The following is a 19,391-nucleotide window of genomic DNA, read 5'->3' on the forward strand; positions in this document are numbered from 1 at the left end:
AATCCGAGCCGTCCAGTTCACAACGTGCAACGACGCTCGGCGATAGGCATCGGTTCGGTCGCGCTGCTGGTCGCTCTCTCGGCCGTCGCGCTCCAACGCGGAGCGAGAGACCTCCTCGTCATCTCGTGGGTGGCGTTTCTGGCGATGGCCGTCGCGGGGTGGTTCGGCGCGCGGCGGACCGACGAGCGAGCGGACGTTCTCGTCTGGGGCTACGGCCTCGCCAGCGGCGCGATGATAACCAGCGCGGCGGTGTTCCTGCTCCCGCAGGCCATCGGCGTCAGCGGCGGGGTTCCCCAGTACGGCGGCTTCGGCGTCGCACTCGGGCTGTTGGTCGGCTTCGGTTCGCACACAGTCGGCCACCGCCTCGCCCATCTCGACTTCCCGTTGGACCGAACCGCGACGGAGCTATCGGCGCACGCGCTCTCGGCGGGCGCTATCATCGGCATCGTCTACGGCAACATGGAGGTCGGCCTGACGCTCGGACTGGCCATCGTCTCGCACAAGGGGCCGGCGGGGTACGCCGCCGCGACGCGACTGCGCCGCGCCGGTCGGGAGTGGTCGGTGCTGCTGCTGCCCGCGGCGGGCGTCGGTCTCGCGGCCATCCTGTCGAGCGTCGTCGTCCTCCCGGCGACGGCCGCGGTCCGAGGTGTCGTCTTCGGGTTCGCTGCGGGCGTCTTCCTCCACGTGGCGATGGATTTCCTGCCCCGCTGCGAACTCGGCAGCGAGATTCACGAGACGCTCAGCGTCGAGGGTGACGCCCACGCGCTGCTCGACCGACTCCGGCTGCACGCCGTCGTCAGTACGAGTCTCGGCGGCCTCGTCGTCTTCGCCGCGTGGGTCGCGCTGTGAACCGAATCAGAGGTTGAGGCCGATGGGCCACTCGCAGGAGGGGCAGGTGAACGCCACCGAGATTTTCTCGGGGTCGCGCCCCTCGAAGAACGTCGGTTCGTACGTCGAGAGCGTCGCGTAGTGCCCGCACTCGGGACACTCCTCGGTGAGTTCCGAGAGGATGTCGTCTCGAATCAGTTCGACCGCGGCGTCTCTCTCCGTTCTGGGGACGGCGATAGCGCACTCGTGCTGTCGCTTCGTCTTCGGGTCCATCGCCCCCGTCGTCGGGTCCATGGTGGTTGGGGTCGGCGGCCCACTCATAGGCCTTCTGAACCGTCTCGTGTCGGCGACGTAACCGGAGACGCGTCGGGTCGACGCCGTCAGTCCAATCGCCGCAGTTGCAGCGAGATGCCGCCGACGCAGAGCAGGAGCACGACGAGGTTGAACGCCGCGCGGAAGAAGATGCGGTAGTCGGGGGCGACCCAGCGGTCGATGACGCCGCCGACTGCGGTGTACAGTTGGACCGCGGTGACGAGCGCGAACAGCACCAACACGGCCAGTGCGGCGTAGTTGATGAGCGTCCGCACGTCTCGACCCGACCGGTCGCGGTCGTCGCTCGGATTCGTCTTGCTGTTCGCCGTTCCGCCGTCGGTTCGTGCTGTCGCGCTGGTGTCTGTGTTCATCGCTGTAGTCGTCGGTTCGTCGTTCGCGTTCATTCCGAGCGCCTCCGGGCGAATAGCGCCGTCGAGAGCAGGGCGACGACGGCGACGACGACGCCGAACCCGGGCGTGTCGGACTGCGTGGTTCCCCTGTTCGCGCCGCCGTCTTCGGCGGCGGGCGGCTCCTCGTCGTCGGACTCGAAGTCCTCCACCTCGAACTCGACTTCCTGTTCGGTGACGTCCGCGCTGATGCGCTCGGTCGGGTCGAGGTTCGCCACGCTCTGGGCGGAGTCGACGTGGACGTCGTCGCGCCAGAGGATGGCGTCGACGTAGTAGTTGTACTCTGCGGGCACCGTCACCGAGGCGTCGGCGGTCGAGGTTCGCCCGGCGCGAATCTCGTCGACGGGGACCGTGACCCGGTCGGCGACGACGTTCGACTCCGCCTGCCGGACGACGAACGTCACTTCGAGGTCGCCGGTCGGCGCGTCGCCGCCGTTCGTCAGCGCCGCCGAGAGGTCCAGTGTCACCTGGTCGCCGTCGGCGGAACCGACCGAGACGGAGACGGGTTGCAGCCCCGTCGACTCGGCGAACTCGACGTTCGACCGCGCGTAGGCGGGGGTGAGCGCTTCGAGGCCGCTGACGCGCCGACTGGCGGTGTCGACGCGTTCGCCGTCGCGGAAGACGACGGTCTCTATCTCGTAACCGCCCTCGCGGGCGACGGTGAGATTCGCGCGAACGGGCGTCTCGCGGTCGCCCGTCAGTTCGCCGACGTCGACGGTGCGACTCGTCTCGACGAGGTTCGACTCGCTGTCGATGGCGCGGAACAGTACGGTCACGTTGTCGGTGGGGTTGCCTCGGTGTTCGAGTCTGGTTTCGACGGCCAGCGTGGCCGTCTCACCCGTCACAGCGCCGGGCGTGATGGGGACCTCCTCGACCTGGACGGGGCCGGGACGGAGCGGCCCGTCGTCGGTCGGGTCGGCGAGGGCACCGGGGACCACCGCGGCGGCGACGAGCGACACCACGGCCACGACGGCGGCCGCGGCGACGAACGTCGTTTCACGGTTCATGTCACGGCGGTTACGTGCCGAAGTTAAATGTTTTGTGTAGTTCCGGCGTGAAAAGAGTAGAAGGCACGAACCCGGGTGCGGTCTCGGGCGGGCGACCGCTCGACTTCGGTTTCGGACGCTGCTCGGTTGGGATACTGGACTCGTCTCTCGGCCCCGCCTCCGGCGCTACTGCTCGGCCTCGGCTTCGAACACTTTCTCGGCGAGCGTCGGGACGAACGTCCCGATGTCGGTCACCATGCCGATGGCCTGCGACGACCCGCGGTCGAGCAACTGGGTGACCGTCGCGGGGTTGATGTCGACGCAGACGGTTTTCGTCGTCGACGGGAGGCAGTTACCGACGGCGACCGAGTGAAGCAGCGTCGAGAGCATCAACACGAGGTCGGCCTCGTGGGCCTGCTCGCGGATGGCGTTCTGCGCCTCGACGGCGTCGGTGATGGTGTCCGGCAGCGGGCCGTCGTCGCGGATGGAGCCCGCGAGCACGTAGTTCACGTCGTTCCGGACGCACTCGTACATCACGCCCTCCTGGATGAGTCCGGCGTCGACGGCCTCGGGGATACCGCCCGCGCGGATGACCTCGCTGATGGTGTAGATGTGGTGTTTGTGCCCTTTTCGGGGGTGCTCCATCGTCTCCATGTCCATGCCGAGGGAGGTGCCGTAGAGGCCGCGTTCGATGTCGTGGGTGGCGAAGCCGTTGCCCGCCGAGAGCCCGTCGACGAACCCCTCGCGGACGAGGTCCGCGAGCGCGTCGCCCGCGCCCGAGTGGATGAGCGCCGGCCCGGCGACGACGAGCACGTTGCCGCCGTCGCGCTTCGTCTCGACGAGCGCCTCGGCGACTTCGCGGATGAGCGACTCGGAAGGGCGCTCCGAGGAGACGCCGCCCTGCATGAAGCCGAACGGCCCGGAGGCGTCGCGGGGGCGCTCCGGCGGCTTGACCCTGATTCCCGACTCGCCGACGACGACGAGGTCGTCCTCCCGAATCGCGTTCAGCACTTTCGTCCGGGCGCTGCGTTCGCCGTCCGCACCCTCCTCGATCACGACGGCGCAGTCCATCTCGATGTCGTCGACGGGAATCCACTCGTCGCGGTAGAACACCTCGGTCGGGTGGTTCGTCGTCGAGTAGAAGCCGGCGGGGACGACCCGGTCGTCGGGGGCGGGTTCGACTGAGGCCGGGCGCGGGTCGGCGGGGTTCGCGCCGTTCTGGTGGAGTTCGTGGACGATGGTCTGCAGGTCACCTTCGGTGTCGGCGGAGACGCGCATCCGGCAGTAGGTGGTGGCGTCTTTGTGGCGGCCGACCTCGAACTCCTCGACCTCGAACGAGCCGCCGAGGTCCATCACGATGCCGAAACACTGGCCCATCATCCCCGAGTCGATGATGTGGCCCTCCAGTTCCACGGTGCGGGAGACGGTCATAGCGGAGAGACGCGGGAGACCGAAAAGAGAGTTGCGTCGCGGGGGAAGCTTGCGACGCGAGCGGTGAGCCGGGTCGTCGGTCGTCCGCTCTCGCCGTCAGTTGGCGCCGGTCGCCGTCCGCCTCCACCGTCTGGCGTCAGTCGTCCGCTTCCGCCATCAGTCGTCCGCCGGGTCGCCGACGACGCGGTCGAGGAAGGCGAACTGGTGGGCCAGCGCCTCCTCGAACGTCTCCCCGCCGTAGACGTCGAAGTGCCCCACCGGAAGTCGGAGGAACGTCCCGTTGGGGAGCTTCGACGCGGCGCTCTCGACGTCCGAGAGCGAGACGAGTTCGTCGTGTTCGCCCGCGACGACGAGCGTCGGGCAGTGGACCTCGTCGGTTTTCGTCCCGGGTCGGTAGCCGGGAATCGAGAGGAACACCCGCGCGGGCGTCTCGTTCTCCCAGTCCGAGCCCGACGGCACGAGGTCGAAGAAGCCCGTCTTCGCGCCCGGTTCGTTGATGACGGCGAACTCCTCGGGGGTGCCGACGACGGGAACCGTCTTCGAGCGTCCGACGAACGAGAGGAGTTTGTCGGCGAGCGCCAACGGCAGCGACTTGGCGGCGAACTTCAGGCCCTTGCCGAGCGTCATCGACCGGCCGTCGACGAACGGAACCTGCGAGACGACCGCCGCGACGTGCGGTTCGCCCGCCGCGACCTCCAGGACGTGACCGCCCGCGAACGACGACCCCCAGAGGACCAGTCGGTCCGCGTCGACGCCGTCTAACTCGTCGGCCCGTTCGATGGCCGCCCGCCAGTCGGCGATCTGTTTCGCGGGGCTGACCAGATTTCGCGGCTCCCCCTCGCTGTCGCCGAAGTGGCGGTGGTCGAAGAGGAAGACGGCGTAGCCTCGCTCCGCGAACCGCTCGGCGTAGACGGGGAGGCCGAACTCGCGGTCGGAGCCGAACCCGGCCGCCATCAGAACCAGCGGCGGGTTCTTCGGTCGGTCCGGGCGGTACAACGTCCCGACGCAGCGCTCGTCGTCGCTGTCGAATCGGACGCTGACCGTCGAGAACTCGTAGCGGGAGGGACGACGCTGCTCGCCCGTCGTCGCGTCGACGCCTTCGCGGTGTCGCCACGCGCTCTCCTCTCGGCTCATCTGTCGCCTCCGGCGAACATCGACGGCTCCTCTTCGAGCGTGTCGAGGACGAGTTCCGAGAAGTCCTCGTCGGAGAGGTTGTACGAGAGGTAGTCCTCGAACCAGCCGGCTTCGACCCGCCAGCGACCCTGCACGTCGTCGTCGATTCGAATCGACGTCGCGCGGACCGGTTCGGGGCTCCACGCGCCCTCCCGCGCGAGGTCGATGAAGGCGGTCAGTGCCTGGCCGACTTCGCGGCGATTGACGTGGGCGGCGGGGAACGCCGTCATGTACGTCAGGTCGACGCCGCCGGTCTCGTCGACCCCGTCGTCGACGTCCACCGATTCGACGCTGATTCCGTTGCCCCGGAGTTCCTCCTCGATGACGCTCGGGTCGGTCATAGGACGGGATACGAGCGCGGGGGGCTAAACGCTTGCCGCGCGGACAGTTCGGTTCGGGGTAGAACCAGACCGGCGACTACGCCGACGGCGGCCGCTCCGTCGACCGCAGGTCGTCGGCGTCGAGCCCCAGGGAGCGACAGAGAAAGCCCCACTGCTCGGCCTGTTCGGTGACGTACATCGAGGTGGGTTTGCCGAGGCCGTGTCCCGCTTTCTCCTCGGTGCGGAGCAACACCGGTTCGTCGCCGGTGTTGACCGCCTGCAGTCGCGCGGTCATCTTCCGGGCGTGGCTCGGGTGGACGCGGGTGTCGCCGGCCGCCGTCGTGAACAGCGTCGCCGGGTACTCGGTCCGCTCGACGTTGTGGTACGGCGAGTACGCACGGATGTACTCGTAGTCGACGGGGTCGTCGGGGCTGCCGTACTCCGTCGTCCACGACGGACCGAGCAGGAAGTTGTGGAAGCGCAGCATGTCCAACAGCGGGACGAGACACAGCGCCGCGCCGAAGAGGTCCGGGCGTTGCGTGATGAGCGCACCGACGAGCAAGCCGCCGTTAGAGCCCCCGGAGACGGCGAGGCGGTCCGGGTTCGTGTACCGGCGCTCGACGAGGCCCTCGGCGACGGCGGTGGCGTCGTCGAACACGTTCTGTTTGTTCCCGCGTCGACCCGCCTCGTGCCACTGTTCGCCGAACTCCGCGCCGCCGCGCAGCGTCGCCGACACGTAGACGCCGCCCGCTTCGAGAAACGGGACGGCAAAGCGGTTGAACGTCGGCGTGCGGTTGACCCGGAAGCCGCCGTAGCCCGTCAGAACCGTCGGGTTGTCGCCGTCCAGCTCGAGGTCCGAGCGGTGGACGACGAACGCCGGGATACGCGTGCCGTCGGCGGACTCGAACCACTCCTGTTTCACTTCGAGGTCGGCTTCGATTCCGACCTCGGGTTCGTCGAGCGTGCGCGTCTCCTCGGTTTCGAGGTCCGCACAGCAGACCCGCGGCGGGCGCTCGAACGACTCGACGGTGTAGAACAGCTCGCCGTCCCACGCGTACGTCCCGGCGACGGCGGCGTACTCGGGGAGGTCGATGCGACCGACGCGCTCGCCGTCGCGGGTGAACGTCGACAGCGCCGAGTGCGCGTTGCGGTGGTAGTGGGCGACGATTCGGTCGTCGCCGAGGGCGATGTCGCGGAGAATCTCCTTGTGTTCGGGGACGACGACGTCCATCTCGTCGGGGTGCGCGTCGCCAGAGAGCGCCGTCTCCACGTCGCAGCCGAGCAGTCGGGAACGCGGCGCGTCGAAGTCGGTGAGCAAGTAGAGGTAGCCGTCGCGGAGCGTCGGCTCGAACGTCGCGTCGAACTCCGTGACGACGGGGACGAGGTCCACCGGTTCGGTGCGTCCGGCGTCCGGCGTCTCGTCGAGCGCGTACACCTCGGAGCGGTCCCAGCCCTCGTAGTACTGGACGACGAGGACGTCGTCGTCGGTTTCGAGCACGGGCCAGACCTGCTCTTCGAAGTCGTCGACGACGAGCGCGTCGGTGTCGCTCGGCGACCCGAGCACGTGGTGTCTGATCTCTTTGTCGAGTTGGCGGACGCCGTCTCCCTCTCGGGTGCCGGTAGAGACGTAGTAGAAGCCGTCGGCGGTCCACGCGAAACCGGTCGCGGAGATGCGCCCGACGCCGACGAGTTCGTCGACCAGGTCGCCGGAGACGACGTCGATGATACGAACGTCGTACTGCTCGTCGCCGCCGGTAGCGACGCCGTAGGCGAGGAACTCGCCGTCGGGGTGCGGGACGAACCAGTCCATCGAGACGGTGCCGTCGTCGGACCACTCGTTGGGGTCGACGAGCGTCCGTCGGTCGCCGTCGAGCGAGTCCCGGACGCACAACACCGGCTGTTCGTCGTCGTGGGCTTTCACGCGCTGGAAGTAGCGGCCGGCCGCGGGCCGCACCGCCTCGTAGTCGGTGGCGCGAGCGAGTTCGTCGAACCGCGCTTCGAGAACGCGTCTCGCCGGAACGTCCAGCATAGACTCGGCGTAGGCGTTCTGTCGTTCGACCCACTCGCTGACTTCGGCAGACTCGGCTTCCAACCAGCGGTAGGGGTCGGTAACCTCCTCGCCGTGGAGGGTGTCGACCACCTCACGGCGCGGCGTCTGCGGAGGTTCGTGCATACTTCGCGGTTGCGGACGCTCGTTATATAACTGTGGGCGTCGGTGATTCTCCGCCGGGGCCGGCGTGTACCGCGGTTCGACGCGTTCGAGCGGCCGTTTCGTCGCGCCCTCGTCGGCGGCCCGTCGGCGGCTCGTCGGCAACTCGTTCGACGGCGGGCGGCCTTCGAATAATAACGATTAATAGCTCAAGGGCAGTGAGTTAATACATGACCGTCGTCAGCGTCTCCATGCCGGAGGAACTGTTGGCACGCATCGACGCGTTCGCCGAGGACCACGGCTACACCGGCCGCAGCGAGGTCGTCCGCGAAGCCTCCCGCAACCTCCTCGGCGAGTTCGAGGACACGCGCTTGGAAGACCGCGAACTCATGGGCGTCGTCACCGTCGTCTTCGACTACGAGACGACGAGCGTCGAAGAGCGGATGATGCACCTGCGCCACGAACACGAGAGTCTCGTCGCCTCGAACTTCCACAGTCACGTCGGCGCGCACTACTGTATGGAACTGTTCGTCCTCGAAGGGACGCTCGAAGAGATTTCGACGTTCGTCGGCAAGGTCCGCGCGACCAGAGACACGCTCTCCGTCGACTACTCGGTGATGCCCGTCGACAAGTTCGGCCCGCTGGCCGACGTCGAGTGAGGCGGTCGCTTTCCTGCGCGGTGTCCGGTCGCGGTAGTGAGGCGGTTGCGGTAGAGAGCCGACTGTGTCGCAGCGATGTTACGGCCGGCCCTCTGCGTTTCTGACGTCCCCGCCGTCGGCGGTGGCCTCGGTCGCCGTCTCGGAGCGCCGGGGGGCGACCCGGTCGCCGACGACGGCGACGGCGTAGAGGCCGATGGCGACGAGGACGATGGCCCCGCCGGCGGCGACGCCGTACTGGTAGGAGGCCGCGAGGCCGAGGAGGACGGCCAGTTCGCCGACGACGACGGCGACGAGCACCGACTCGCGGAAGCTGCGGGCGACCTGCGCCGCGGCGGCGACGGGGACGACGAGCATCGCCGCGACGAGGATGACGCCCATAATCTGCATGGCGGCGACGACCACGAGCGCCGTCAGCATCACCATCAGGCGGTTGTACAGCGGGACGTTCACCCGGGCGACGCGTGCGGCCGTCTCGTCGAACGTGACGAACAGGAGCTGTTTGTACGTCAGGCCGACGACGCCGACGACGAGCGCGCTGAGCAACAGCAGCACCGAGGCGTTCTCCAGCGTCACCGTCGAGAGACTGCCGAAGAGGTACTGGCTGATACCGACGGCGATACCGCCGTCGGTGAGACTGATGACGACCGTTCCGAGCGCGAAGCCGCCCGAGAGGACGATGGCCATCGAGACGTCGCCGTAAGCGTCGGTGTAGTCGGCGATGAGTTCGATGAGTAGCGCCGAGAGGACGGCGACGACGAGCGCCGTCACGTACGGCGAGACGCCGATTTCGAACGCCGACCCGAGAAACAGCCCGATAGCGACGCCCGCGAAGGCGGTGTGCGCCAGCGTGTCGCCGATGAACGCCATCTCGCGGTGGACGAGGAAACTGCCGACGAGCGGCGCGACGACGCCGACGCAGAGGCCGGCGACGAACGCCTGTTGCATGAACTGATAGCAGAGAATCTCGAAACCGAGCGGTCGCGTCGCCGCGCACATCCCGTCGCCGAACAGCTGCACTAACCGGTTCACGAACTCCAAGAGGAGCACGGTCGAACTCTGTGGGAGCGGCGCGGCGGTCATGGTTGCGAGCGGGTGCTGTCGTGGCTGTGGTCGTGGGTGTGGTCGTGGGCGTGGTCGTGGCTGTGGTCGTGTTCCAGCATCCGCTGGTTCGCGCCGTACGCCCGCGAGAGCGCGTCGCTCTCGGCGAAGCCCGAAGGCTCGCCGTGGAAGAACAGCCGACGGTTCAGGCAGGCGACGGTGGTCGCGTGCTCGGTGACGACGCCGATGTCGTGTTCGATGAGCACGACGGTCAGGCCGTCATCGTTGAGGTCCCGGAGGAGGTCGTAGAACGCCTCTCTGGAGTCGGCGTCGACGCCGACGGCGGGTTCGTCCAGCGCGAGCAGGTCCGCCTCTCCCGCGAGCGCGCGAGCGATGAACACGCGCTGTCGCTGCCCGCCCGAGAGGTGCGCGAGACGGCGGTCGGCGAGCTCGGCGACGCCGACGGTGTCGAGCGCGTCGGCGACGATGCGGCGGTCTTCCGCGCCGAGTCGACCGAAGCCGACGTGGGGGTAGCGACCCATCTCGACGACTTCGCGGACGGTGATGGGCATCTCCGTCGCGGCGTTGGCGACGTCCTGGGCGACGTAGCCGAGGCGCTCCCCCGCGTCGAACGACCGCGCGGACTCGCCGAACAGTTCGACGGTCCCCGCGTCGGGGCTGGCGAGTCCGAGCATCAGTCGCAGGAGCGTGCTCTTACCGGAGCCGTTCGGCCCGACGAGGCCGAGGAACTCGCCCTCCTCGACGCTGAGCGACACGTCTTCGACGACCGGCGTGTCGGTGTAGCCGAACGTGACGTCGGATAGCTCGATTGCGGTCATACGTTACTGGCGTCCGTCCCCTCGGTGGCGATCGTCTCTGCGTTCACTCGTCTCTCCATCTCTGCGTTCACTCGTCTCTCCATCTCTGCGTTCACCCATCTCTTCATCTCTGCGTTCACCCGTCTCTTCGTCCGCTCCGACGGTGCCGCGGGTGAAGCGTCTGACGGAACGGCCGTGTCGACCGGCGTTCATTCTGCCCCGAGCGCGGTCTCGAGGCTGCCGAGGTTCACCTCTCGCATCACCTCGACGTACCCCCACCCCTTCTCGTTCCACTCCTCGGTCACGCCCGGAATCGACGTGACCGGGAGGGTATCCTCGGCGTCGGTCTCTTCGACCAGCTGTCGAGCGGCGCGGTCGGACTCGAACACGGGCGCGAAGACGTGCGTGATGCCGTGCTCCTCGACGAGCCCCTGTGCCCGTGTGATGTCCTGCGCCGACGGTTGGTCGTCGGGCGAGAGGCCGGTCAGCGCGTGGACGTGGAACCCGTAGCGGTCGTCGAGATACTGGAGCGCGTTGTGTCCGGCGACGAGGACGTCGTCGCGCTGTCGCCCCGACAGCCTCTCCTCGAACGTCGCGTCGAGTTCTTCGAGCGTCTGAACGTAAGCGTCGGCGTTCTCGGCGTAGACGTCGGCGTTCGACTCGTCGAACTCGGCGAAGCCGTCTCTGATGGTCTCGACTGCAGTCGCCGCGCGCGTGGGGTCCAGCCAGAAGTGGGGGTCCGCATCGCTGTGCTCGTGTTCGCGGCCGCCACTGTCCTCGGACTCGTTGTGATGCTCCTCTTCGTGAGTTTCGTTCTGATGCGCTTCGTCGCCGTGGTCGTCGCCGTGGTCGTCGCCGTCGCTCGGAGCACCGAGCAAGTCGACCCCATGACGCGCTTCGATGACAGCCACGTCGCTCTCTGCGTCTTCGAGGTTCGTGACGACGTTGTCCGCCCACGGCTGGAACCCCTCGCCCATGTAGACGAACGCGTCCGACTGCAACACCGTTCGCTGGAGGTCCGGTCCGGGTTCCCATCCGTGGCCGTGCTGGCCGAACGGAACGAGGTTCTCGACGGCGGCCGCGTCGCCGGCGACGCTCGACGCGAAATCCGAGAGGACGAAGAAAGACGCCTGCGCCGTCGGCTCGTCCTCCCCGTTCGCCCCGCTGGACCCCCCGCTCGCGTTCGTATCCGTACACCCGGCGAGTGCCGCGGTCAGGAGCCCGGCGCCCATCCCCAGGACATCTCTGCGGTTGTGAAGACTCATGCTCTGGTTACTAATCCGCCCTCTCTGGTTAATAAGTTCTACTATCCAGTTGTGAACTGTTGTTAGCTGGTGGCGAAAGTGTATGAGAAGAGAGGCGGAGAACGACGCGACGAGGACCGAGCCGTCACTGTTGGGCGGGAAAGAATCGACACCGGCGACGGACTCTCGGTGACCAGCGAGACATCCGGAGGTAACTACCGAGAGGAGTGCACACACGAGAGGGAGTCGAAGAGGAGGAGCCGCTCGTCTACCGACCGAACATCTGGCGCATCATCGGATGCATCTCCATGAGCTGCTCCTCGGCGATCTCCTCGTACAGTTTGTACGTGATGGAGACCGTCAGCAGCAGACCCGTCCCGGAGACCTGGCCGATGGTACCGAGCATGTTCGCCATGACGGCGAGCAGGCCGACGAGCGCGCCGCCGATGACCGTCACCTGCGGGATGTAGCGCTCCATCACTTTCTCTATGACCTGCGGGTTACGACGGAACCCGGGGATCTGCATCCCGGAGTTCTGAATCTGTCGCGCCGTCGACTCCGGGCCCATCCCGGTCGTCTCGACCCAGAAGATGGCGAATATCGCGCCGCCGATGACCATGAACGTCAGGTCGATGGCGACCCGGATGAGAATCTGCCACGGCTCCGCCGCCGTCCCGGCGAGGAACCAGAGCCAGTCCTGCGGGGCCTGAATCGGCGCGAAGTAGTAGAACAGTCCGCCTACGGGCTGTCCGTCGGAGCCGTACTGACCGAGCCACGGCATCGACGTCCCGAACAGCGTAATCGCGTTAGCGCCGGCGGGACTCTGCGAGTAGAGGATGCGGCCGAGGAACTGGACGTTCGCCTGCAGCGCGCGGACGAGAATCATCGGCAGGACGGACGCGTAGATGAGCTTCACGGGGAAGCGCCCGCGAGCGCCCTTTACGCGGGCGTGGCTGAGCGGAATCTCGACGCGGACGGATTCGGCGTAGACGACGATGGCGAAGATGAGCACCGTCGTGAACAAGGCGAGAATCTGTCCCGGTTGGAACAGTAGCGCCTGGATACCCGCACCGGTGAGTAACTGACCGTCGGCCAGTTGCTGCGAGCCGGTGAGGATACCGATCCACGTCGGGATGAAGCCGGGCGCGCCGCCGAGCGACGGCCACGCGAACAGCCCGCCGACGAGCTGCTGGCTCACGCCGGCGATGATGAACAGCCCGACACCGGAGCCGACGCCCCACTTGCTCACGATCTCGTCCATGAACAGGATGAGGACGCCGCCGACGAATATCTGGGCGAACAGCAGCGTTCTCACGCCGGTCGCCGAGATTCCGAGCGCCTCGGCGACGGCCTGACTCGGCGGGAGGAAGTTCCCGGCGAACACCATCGGGATGCCCGTCAGACAGATCATCACGACGACGAGGAACTTCTGCAGTCCCTGATAGAGGATCTGGTCGCGCGGGTCGTTCGTGTCGAGTCCCAGCAGGTCCGCACCACCGAGCAACTGGAGGACGATGCTCGCGGTGACGATGGGACCGATACCCAACTGTAGAATCGACCCCTGCGCCCCGGCGAGGATAGACCGGAAGCGTCCGAACAGGTCGCTTTGCGTCGAAACGTCTAACCCGAAGAGGGTGACGTTCGTGAGGAAGAAGTACAACACGAGAATCCCGGCGGTCCAGCCGAGCTTGCGCCGGAAGGGTACGTGCCCCTCCGGACGCTCGACTGCGGGCATCCGCGTTAAAACTGGTTCGGCCGTCTCTTTCCAACCCATATACCGGCTACTTCGCATCGGGATTTGTATGTTCTTCGCTTTTGTTGCCGGCCGGTTGTGGACTGGTATCATCGGCCGAGTAACGAGAATCAGACGCCGAAATCGGTAGACTGGAAGCCGTTCGCCGAGTCGTTCGCCGAACTACGGGAGGCGAGTCGACCCGTCAGCGACGCACGCCCCCGATACCGAGTGAATTCGACCGAACGGTAGTCGTCGTCTGCGCTCGGCGGGATGTACCGGTGTCTCCTACCGAGAGTACTGCACTCGGGGCGTTACATTCGGAACACTACATTCGGAGCGTTACATTCGGAATACTGCAATTGGAACACCACGTCCGGAACACCACGTCCGGAACACCGTACTCGGAGCGCGGTTTCGCGACCGCGTCGACGAACGGCGACGACCTCGGTGACGCTCAGGCTCTGCGACCGCTGTCACCCCTCGAACCGAGTGAAACGCTTCACGAGCGCACCACGACTGTAGCCGAAACAGTACCGGGTTCTCGCGTATATTATATATTTATCTATACAAGCAAAAACAACAACAGAAATTTTCACAGTTCGCCGACTCGAACCGCAAAACAGAGGCTTTTCTCATCACCGTGACAGTGTGGAGCACGGAGTATATATACGGGCGGCGTTCGCTCGGGTTCTCGACGACTCTCCCACCCCATTCACTCACCATTTCACTCGGTACGGGGGGTGGGGGATTACCGCTCCCGCGGCTTCCGACCCGGACGGCGTTCCCGTGCCGTCGTTTGGAATGGGTCGAACTTCACTCGGTACGAGGTCGGCAGTTTTATCTCACTGCCGTGTAGCTACGTGAGTCGATGACCGACTCGGAGGCCGGAGGACGAGAGCGTCGTGACCGGAGACGACGAGGCGGTGAGTACGACGCCGACCTCCGGTCGTACGCGACGAGCGAAGATACGGAGACGAGCGAAGATACGGGGACGAGCGAAGGTGTAGAAACCGCTAGAACTGACACACCCACCGCAGTGACGACCGACGGCGGGGACCCGCGTCGAGACGACGACTCGTACGGGGATCCGTTCGCCGTCGGTTCCATCTTCGCGCGCGAGGAACTGCTCCGCGTCGGCTACGTTCCCGACCGGGACCGCATCATCGGCCGCGACGACGAGATTCGCGCGGTCGGGAAGGCGCTCGGTCCGGCCGTCAGGGGCGGTCCGCCGCGAAACCTCCTCCTCTACGGCAAGACGGGCACCGGAAAGTCGCTCGTCTCCAAGCACATGGCCCGCGAGGCGGGCGCGCGCGCCGGCGAGAACGGCGTCGACCTCATCTACCAGTACGTCGACTGCTCGAACGACGACACCGAGACGCGGGCGGCCCGCGAACTCGCGCTCGGCGTGCGCGACACGCTCGAACCGGACCTCTCGATTCCGCGGAAGGGAATCGGCGCGGCCGAGTACTTCAGACACGTCTGGGACCTGCTCGACGACCACGACGTGCGCTCGCTCATCGTCATCTTGGACGAGGTGGACAAACTCGACGGCGACGACGACATCCTGATGACGCTCTCGCGCGCCGAGGAGTCGGGTAAGACCGACTCGTACGTCGGCATCATCGCTATCAGCAACAAGATCCAGTACCGCGAGTCCATGGGCGAGCGGGTCGACTCCTCGCTGCAGGACCGCGAGTTCGTCTTCCACCCCTACGACGCGACGCAACTGCGGCAGATACTCGAAAACCGGCGCGACGCTTTCCAACCGGACGTGCTCTCGGCGGACGTCATCCCGAAGGTCGCCGCGCTGGCCGCCCGCGAACACGGCGACGCGCGGAAGGCGATCGACATCCTCCGCTACGCGGGCGCGATAGCCGAAGAGTCCGACAGTGCGCAGGTGCTCGAAGAGCACATCGACAGCGCGATGGAGCGCGCGGAGGCCGACCGATTCGCCGAACTCGTCTCCGGCAGCACGCCCCACGTGAAGTTCATCCTCGTCGCGCTCGCGTCGCTGACGATACACCGCGACGAGGAGGAGTTCGCCAAACAGGACATCTACTCGACGTACAAGCGGGTCTGCGCGAACGAGGGCTCCGACCCCATCTCGTGGGACCGCGTCTCCCGCCTGCTGAAAGAGCAGTCGTTTCTCGGCATCACCGAGAGTCGCCACACCGGCGGCGGCTACGAGAAGGGAAGTTACCGCGTCCACTCGTTGAACCGCGACCCCGAAATCGTACTGAAGGCACTAGACTCGGGCTCTGAACTGTAGTCGGACGCTTCGTCGCTCCCGCACCGAAACGAAGCGTGTTGGCGTCGCCGCTCCGTTTCGGTACTGGCGCTCTGTTCCAGTACTGGTAGTTTGCCTCGATACTAACGCTCTGTTCCAGTACTGGTAGTTTGCCTCGGTTCTGACGCTTTGTTCCGACGCTCTGCTCCGGTACCGCCGCTTCGCTCCGGCGAACCTCGCGGCGTCGAACGAAACGAGAAAAGAGGGAGCGAGAAAAGAAGAAACGAGACGAAGAGAAGAATCGGAGGGTCGCTACGGCACTGCTATCTCAGCACTCCGACCAGCCGCAGGACTCGCACGTCTTGCAGCCCTCCGAGAAGTACAGCGTCAGGTTACCGCACTCGGGGCACTCGGGGCTCTCGCCCGCGGCCAAGAGGTCGTCCATCGCGTCCGACTTCGAACCGTCGGAAGGTGAAACCGACGCGCCGCCGTCCGGTTCGGGAGCCTCTTCGGCGTCCGCTTTCGCGTCGGCGTCCGTCGCCTCTTCTTCGATCTCGGTGAGGCTCTTCTGCTTGGGGTACGGCTTCTCGATCTCGCCGTCGAGGTAGCGCCGCATCGCCACGCCGATGGCGTCCGGGATGGAGTTAATCTGCTCGCCTTTGTCCCAGGCGACCTTCGGACTGCGGATGCCCTGCAGGTCGGCGGCGATCTCGCGCGGGTCGACGCCCGAGCGCAGCGAGTAGCTGATGACTTTCGCCAACGCCTCGGTGAAGGAGTTGGTGAAGCCGCCGGAGTTACCGATGGTGGCGAACAGCTCGAACGGCTCGCCGTCCTCGTCCTCGTTGATGTTGACGTAGAGCTTCCCGTAGCCGGTGTCGATTCGCTGGGTGATGCCGTGGAGCACGTCCGGACGCGGACGCTCCTGCGCGTAGGCGCGGCCCTCGCGGGTCGCCTCCACGAACTCCTCGACGTCCCCGCCGAGGGCCTCGCGGACGCCCTCGTTTTCGAGGAACGCGTCGAGTCCGCCGAACGCCTCCCGAATCTGGTCGGCGATGACCTCCGCGGCTTCGTCCTCGTCGGCGAACTCCGCGTTGTCGGCGCGCGTCGTCAGCACCTGCTTCGAGCGGGTGCCGTCGCGGTAGACGGTGACGCCCTTCCCGCCGTGGTCGTAGATGTACCTGTAGACTTCGTCCATATCCTCCTTCGACGCGGAGTTCGGGAAGTTGCAGGTCTTCGAGATGGCGGAGTCGACGCCCTGCTGGCAGGCGCACTGAACCGCGGCGTGGTCCTTGCCGGAGAGGTCGGCGGTGACGACGAACAGTTCGGAGATGGCGTCCGGAACCGTCGACAGCGAGTCGACGCCGCCGAACTCGTTGTTCGCCATCTGCTCTTGCGCCTCGCGTTTGACCTCGTCGACGTCGATGTCGTTGGCCTCCAGCACGCGCAGGAAGTAGTCGTCGAACTCGACGAGCATCTCGTCGCCCTGCACGTCGTCGGAGACGTTCTTGTAGTAGGCGACGTTGTAGATGGGTTCGCAGCCGCCCGTCGTGTTGCCGACCATCGACGTGGTGCCCGTCGGGGCGATGGTCGTCGTGTTGTGGTTGCGGACCGAGAAGCCGTCTGCCCACTCGTCGGCGTCGAGGCCCGTGTGGTGCTCGAACCACTGGCGGTACTCGGTCGGGTCGGCGTACTTCGAGTCGTCCCAGTCGTCGAACGAACCGCGCTCCTCTGCGAGTTCGTGGCTGGCCCACTTCGACTGGTGGTTCATGTGGGTCATCAACTGACTCGCGACCTCGTTGCCCGCGTCGGAGCCGTAGCGGATGCCGAGCTGGATGTACAGCTGGGCGAGACCCATGACGCCGAGGCCGATCTTGCGCATCTCGCGCACCTTCTGCTCGATCTTCTCGACGGGGAAGTCCGACATCGTGACGACGTTCTCGAGGAAGCGCGTCCCGAGGTCGATGCGGCGGTCGAACTCCTCGAAGTCGATGGCGTCCTGCAAGAAGGCCTCGACGGCCGCCTCGTGGGAGTCGTACTCGTCGAGGTGCTCCTCGGACCAGACGCGCCAGTCGGGCGCGTCGAGCGACGCCAGCGTCGAGAGGTTGATGTGGCCGAGGTTACACGCCTCGTACTCCTCGAGCGGCTGCTCGCCGCACGGGTTCGTCGCGAGGATGCGGTGGTCGGGGTGTTTCTCGACGTCGAAGGAGTGCTGTTTGTTGACGCGTTCGAGGTAGATGATGCCCGGTTCGCCGTTCTCGTGGGCACCGGAGACGATGTGGTCCCAGAGTTCGGCGGCCGGAATCGAGAGCACCTCGCCGACTTCGACGTGCTCGCCGAGGCCGAACATCTCGTACAGCTCCTTCGTCTCGGGCGTGGCGACGTGCGGTTCCTCGGTTCGAGGATTGGTGAAGACGAACTCCTCGTCGTCGTACAGCGCCTCCATGAAGTCGTCGGTGACGCCGACGGAGATGTTGAAGTTCGAGAGGTGGCCCTCGACGGCGTTGCGGAGGTGTTTGGGAACCCGACCCTCCTCGTCGATGAGCTCGCGCGCCTCGTCGAGCGCGTCGGCGAACTTCGTGTGCGTGTAGTCGTCGGGGTCGTTGAGACGGAGCGAGTGCGCCAGCGAGACGTCCTTGTTCTTCGCGTGGATGAACTGGATGACGTCGGGGTGGCTGACGCGCATGACGCCCATCTGCGCGCCGCGGCGCGCGCCGCCCTGCGCGATGGTCTCGCACATCTGGTCGTACGTCCGCATGAACGTGATGGGGCCGGAGGCGATGCCGCCGGTGGAGCCGACCGCGTCGCCGTACGGGCGGAGCTTCCAGAACGCGTAGCCCATCCCGCCGCCGGATTGGAACACCTCGGCGGCTTCCTTCATCGTCTGGTGGATGTCGGTGATGTCGTCGCCCGGCGAGTCGACGAAACACGCCGAGAGCTGCTGGAGCTCGTCGCCGGCGTTCATCAGCGTCGGCGAGTTCGGGATGAAGGAGAGCTGCTCCATCAGGCTCTGGAACTGCTCGCGCCGAGCTTCGACGGTCGACCGAACCGCCTCGGGGAGTTCGGGAACGACGGTGTCGTAGGCGAACTTGTTGACGTTGTAGACGGAGAGCGTCGTCTCCGCGTCGCTGTCGGCGGTGACGCCCTTGCCGAACACCTCGGCGGCGAGTTCGTCGCGGCGCGGGTGGTCCGGCTTCAACTGGTCGGGCGTGACCGTCACCGACTCGCCTGCCCGCTCGGCCTCGTAGACGGCCTCCGCGAGTGCGATGTTCTTCGCGACGCGGGCGAACAGCTCCTCCTGCGTCTCGGTGAGGTTGCCGTCGGCGTCCTTGCGGAGATACCGCGCGGGCAGGATGTTGTTGTACGCGTTCGAGGTCATCCGCGCTTCGAGGGTGTCGCCCTCGGTGCGCTTGACCGGGAGTACGAGTTCGTCCGCGCTCAAGTTGGCGTTACTCATCTGTCGCTCTCTCCTCCGTTCGTGGGCGTGTAAGTGGCTGCGTATAGGGCATGTTGTCGACTCCGGCTCGTCATCTATGACGGAACGTTTGATACGGCAGTGACCCATTAATGCTTTCGAAGCCGGGTATTACCAACTAAATGACTTATGTGATATGTGAGTGTTCCGTCGGCTCGACTCGCCTTCACTCGCCTATCGAGTCGGCGACGACATAACGATGTGCAGAGTGTGGTGAAAGTGATTATCAGGTGCTTCGAACCACCAGCGGGCGCGGCGATGTCCAGCGGAACAGAAGGGGGGTTTCGGGCGTCGCCTCCCGCCGTCCGCGGCGAAAACCTGTCGGCTCTCGAATTAGTGTCCGACACAGGCTTATGAGGTCGGAGATGCTATCGAGGTGTATGGACGCCCTCCCCGTCGCCGAACTGCTACTACAGACCGCACTCAGCGAGACGCCGTACGGTTCGCTGTTCGTCGGACTGCTGACGCTCGGCGCGGTCGTCCTCGTCGGCCGCGTCCTCCTGCATCTCGCGTGGCGACTCGTAACCATCGCAATCGTCGTCGTCGGCTTGCTGGTCGTCGTCTCGATGGTCGCACCGGGACTACTGTAAGA

The 19,391-nt window shown here is 66.2% G+C and carries 16 protein-coding genes; 4 read left to right on the plus strand and 12 right to left on the minus strand.

Going from position 1 to position 19,391, the window contains the following annotated elements; genetic code table 11:
- Positions 1-24: 24 nt before the first annotated feature.
- Positions 25-849, plus strand: coding sequence for a ZIP family metal transporter (locus DV709_RS12315; protein WP_117594723.1), 825 nt, complete (start codon positions 25-27; stop codon positions 847-849).
- A 6-nt stretch (positions 850-855) separates the two neighbouring features.
- On the opposite strand, the gene DV709_RS12320 is transcribed toward DV709_RS12315, so the two are convergent.
- From DV709_RS12320 to DV709_RS12350, 7 genes are all read right to left on the minus strand, one after another.
- Positions 856-1,122 carry a hypothetical protein gene (locus tag DV709_RS12320; RefSeq protein WP_117594724.1) on the minus strand — a complete coding sequence of 89 codons (267 nt, stop codon included), beginning with the start codon at positions 1,120-1,122 and terminating at the stop codon, positions 856-858.
- 86 nt (positions 1,123-1,208) lie between these two features.
- Positions 1,209-1,511, minus strand: coding sequence for a hypothetical protein (locus DV709_RS12325; RefSeq protein WP_157972732.1), 303 nt, complete (start codon positions 1,509-1,511; stop codon positions 1,209-1,211).
- 29 nt (positions 1,512-1,540) lie between these two features.
- Positions 1,541-2,554 (minus strand): DUF7490 domain-containing protein, encoded by a 1,014-nt coding sequence (locus tag DV709_RS12330; RefSeq protein ID WP_117594726.1) that lies wholly within the window; start codon positions 2,552-2,554, stop codon positions 1,541-1,543.
- 165 nt (positions 2,555-2,719) lie between these two features.
- Positions 2,720-3,964, minus strand: coding sequence for an ornithine cyclodeaminase (locus tag DV709_RS12335; RefSeq protein ID WP_117594727.1), 1,245 nt, complete (start codon positions 3,962-3,964; stop codon positions 2,720-2,722).
- Between the two features lie 156 nt (positions 3,965-4,120).
- The gene (locus tag DV709_RS12340; protein WP_117594728.1) at positions 4,121-5,098 is read right to left on the minus strand and encodes an alpha/beta hydrolase; all 978 of its coding nucleotides are present in this window, start codon (positions 5,096-5,098) and stop codon (positions 4,121-4,123) included.
- The gene (locus DV709_RS12345; protein ID WP_117594729.1) at positions 5,095-5,478 is read right to left on the minus strand and encodes a hypothetical protein; all 384 of its coding nucleotides are present in this window, start codon (positions 5,476-5,478) and stop codon (positions 5,095-5,097) included. Before DV709_RS12345 ends, DV709_RS12340 begins: the two co-directional genes overlap by 4 nt.
- 76 nt (positions 5,479-5,554) lie before the next feature.
- Positions 5,555-7,630, minus strand: a complete 2,076-nt coding sequence (locus DV709_RS12350) for a prolyl oligopeptidase family serine peptidase (protein ID WP_117595309.1) — start codon at positions 7,628-7,630, stop codon at positions 5,555-5,557.
- A gap of 206 nt (positions 7,631-7,836) precedes the next feature.
- Here DV709_RS12350 and DV709_RS12355 point away from each other — a divergent pair, with 206 nt between their 5' ends.
- Positions 7,837-8,265: a CopG family ribbon-helix-helix protein gene (locus DV709_RS12355; protein WP_117594730.1), complete on the plus strand. Its 429-nt coding sequence runs from the start codon at positions 7,837-7,839 to the stop codon at positions 8,263-8,265.
- Between the two features lie 78 nt (positions 8,266-8,343).
- Here the strand turns inward: DV709_RS12355 and DV709_RS12360 are convergent, their stop codons facing one another.
- The 4 genes from DV709_RS12360 to secY form a co-directional block, all read right to left on the minus strand.
- A complete protein-coding gene (locus DV709_RS12360) occupies positions 8,344-9,345 on the minus strand; it encodes a metal ABC transporter permease (RefSeq protein ID WP_117594731.1) in 1,002 nt (333 codons plus the stop codon).
- A complete protein-coding gene (locus tag DV709_RS12365) occupies positions 9,342-10,142 on the minus strand; it encodes a metal ABC transporter ATP-binding protein (protein WP_117594732.1) in 801 nt (266 codons plus the stop codon). Before DV709_RS12365 ends, DV709_RS12360 begins: the two co-directional genes overlap by 4 nt.
- Positions 10,143-10,330: 188 nt before the next feature.
- Entirely contained in the window at positions 10,331-11,386 is a 1,056-nt protein-coding gene (locus DV709_RS12370; RefSeq protein WP_117594733.1) for a metal ABC transporter substrate-binding protein, read from the minus strand.
- 247 nt (positions 11,387-11,633) lie between these two features.
- Entirely contained in the window at positions 11,634-13,139 is a 1,506-nt protein-coding gene (gene secY, locus DV709_RS12375; RefSeq protein ID WP_117594734.1) for a preprotein translocase subunit SecY, read from the minus strand.
- An 829-nt stretch (positions 13,140-13,968) separates the two neighbouring features.
- Here secY and DV709_RS12380 point away from each other — a divergent pair.
- A complete protein-coding gene (locus DV709_RS12380; RefSeq protein WP_117594735.1) occupies positions 13,969-15,369 on the plus strand; it encodes a Cdc6/Cdc18 family protein in 1,401 nt (466 codons plus the stop codon).
- Between the two features lie 286 nt (positions 15,370-15,655).
- On the opposite strand, the gene DV709_RS12385 is transcribed toward DV709_RS12380, so the two are convergent.
- The gene (locus DV709_RS12385; RefSeq protein ID WP_117594736.1) at positions 15,656-18,781 is read right to left on the minus strand and encodes an adenosylcobalamin-dependent ribonucleoside-diphosphate reductase; all 3,126 of its coding nucleotides are present in this window, start codon (positions 18,779-18,781) and stop codon (positions 15,656-15,658) included.
- Between the two features lie 398 nt (positions 18,782-19,179).
- Between DV709_RS12385 and DV709_RS12390 the strand changes: the two genes are divergently transcribed.
- Complete coding sequence (locus tag DV709_RS12390) at positions 19,180-19,389, plus strand: hypothetical protein (RefSeq protein ID WP_117594737.1); 210 nt, start codon at positions 19,180-19,182, stop codon at positions 19,387-19,389.
- Positions 19,390-19,391: the final 2 nt, after the last annotated feature.

The sequence above is a fragment of the Haloprofundus halophilus genome (assembly GCF_003439925.1).
Classification (GTDB): domain Archaea; phylum Halobacteriota; class Halobacteria; order Halobacteriales; family Haloferacaceae; genus Haloprofundus; species Haloprofundus halophilus.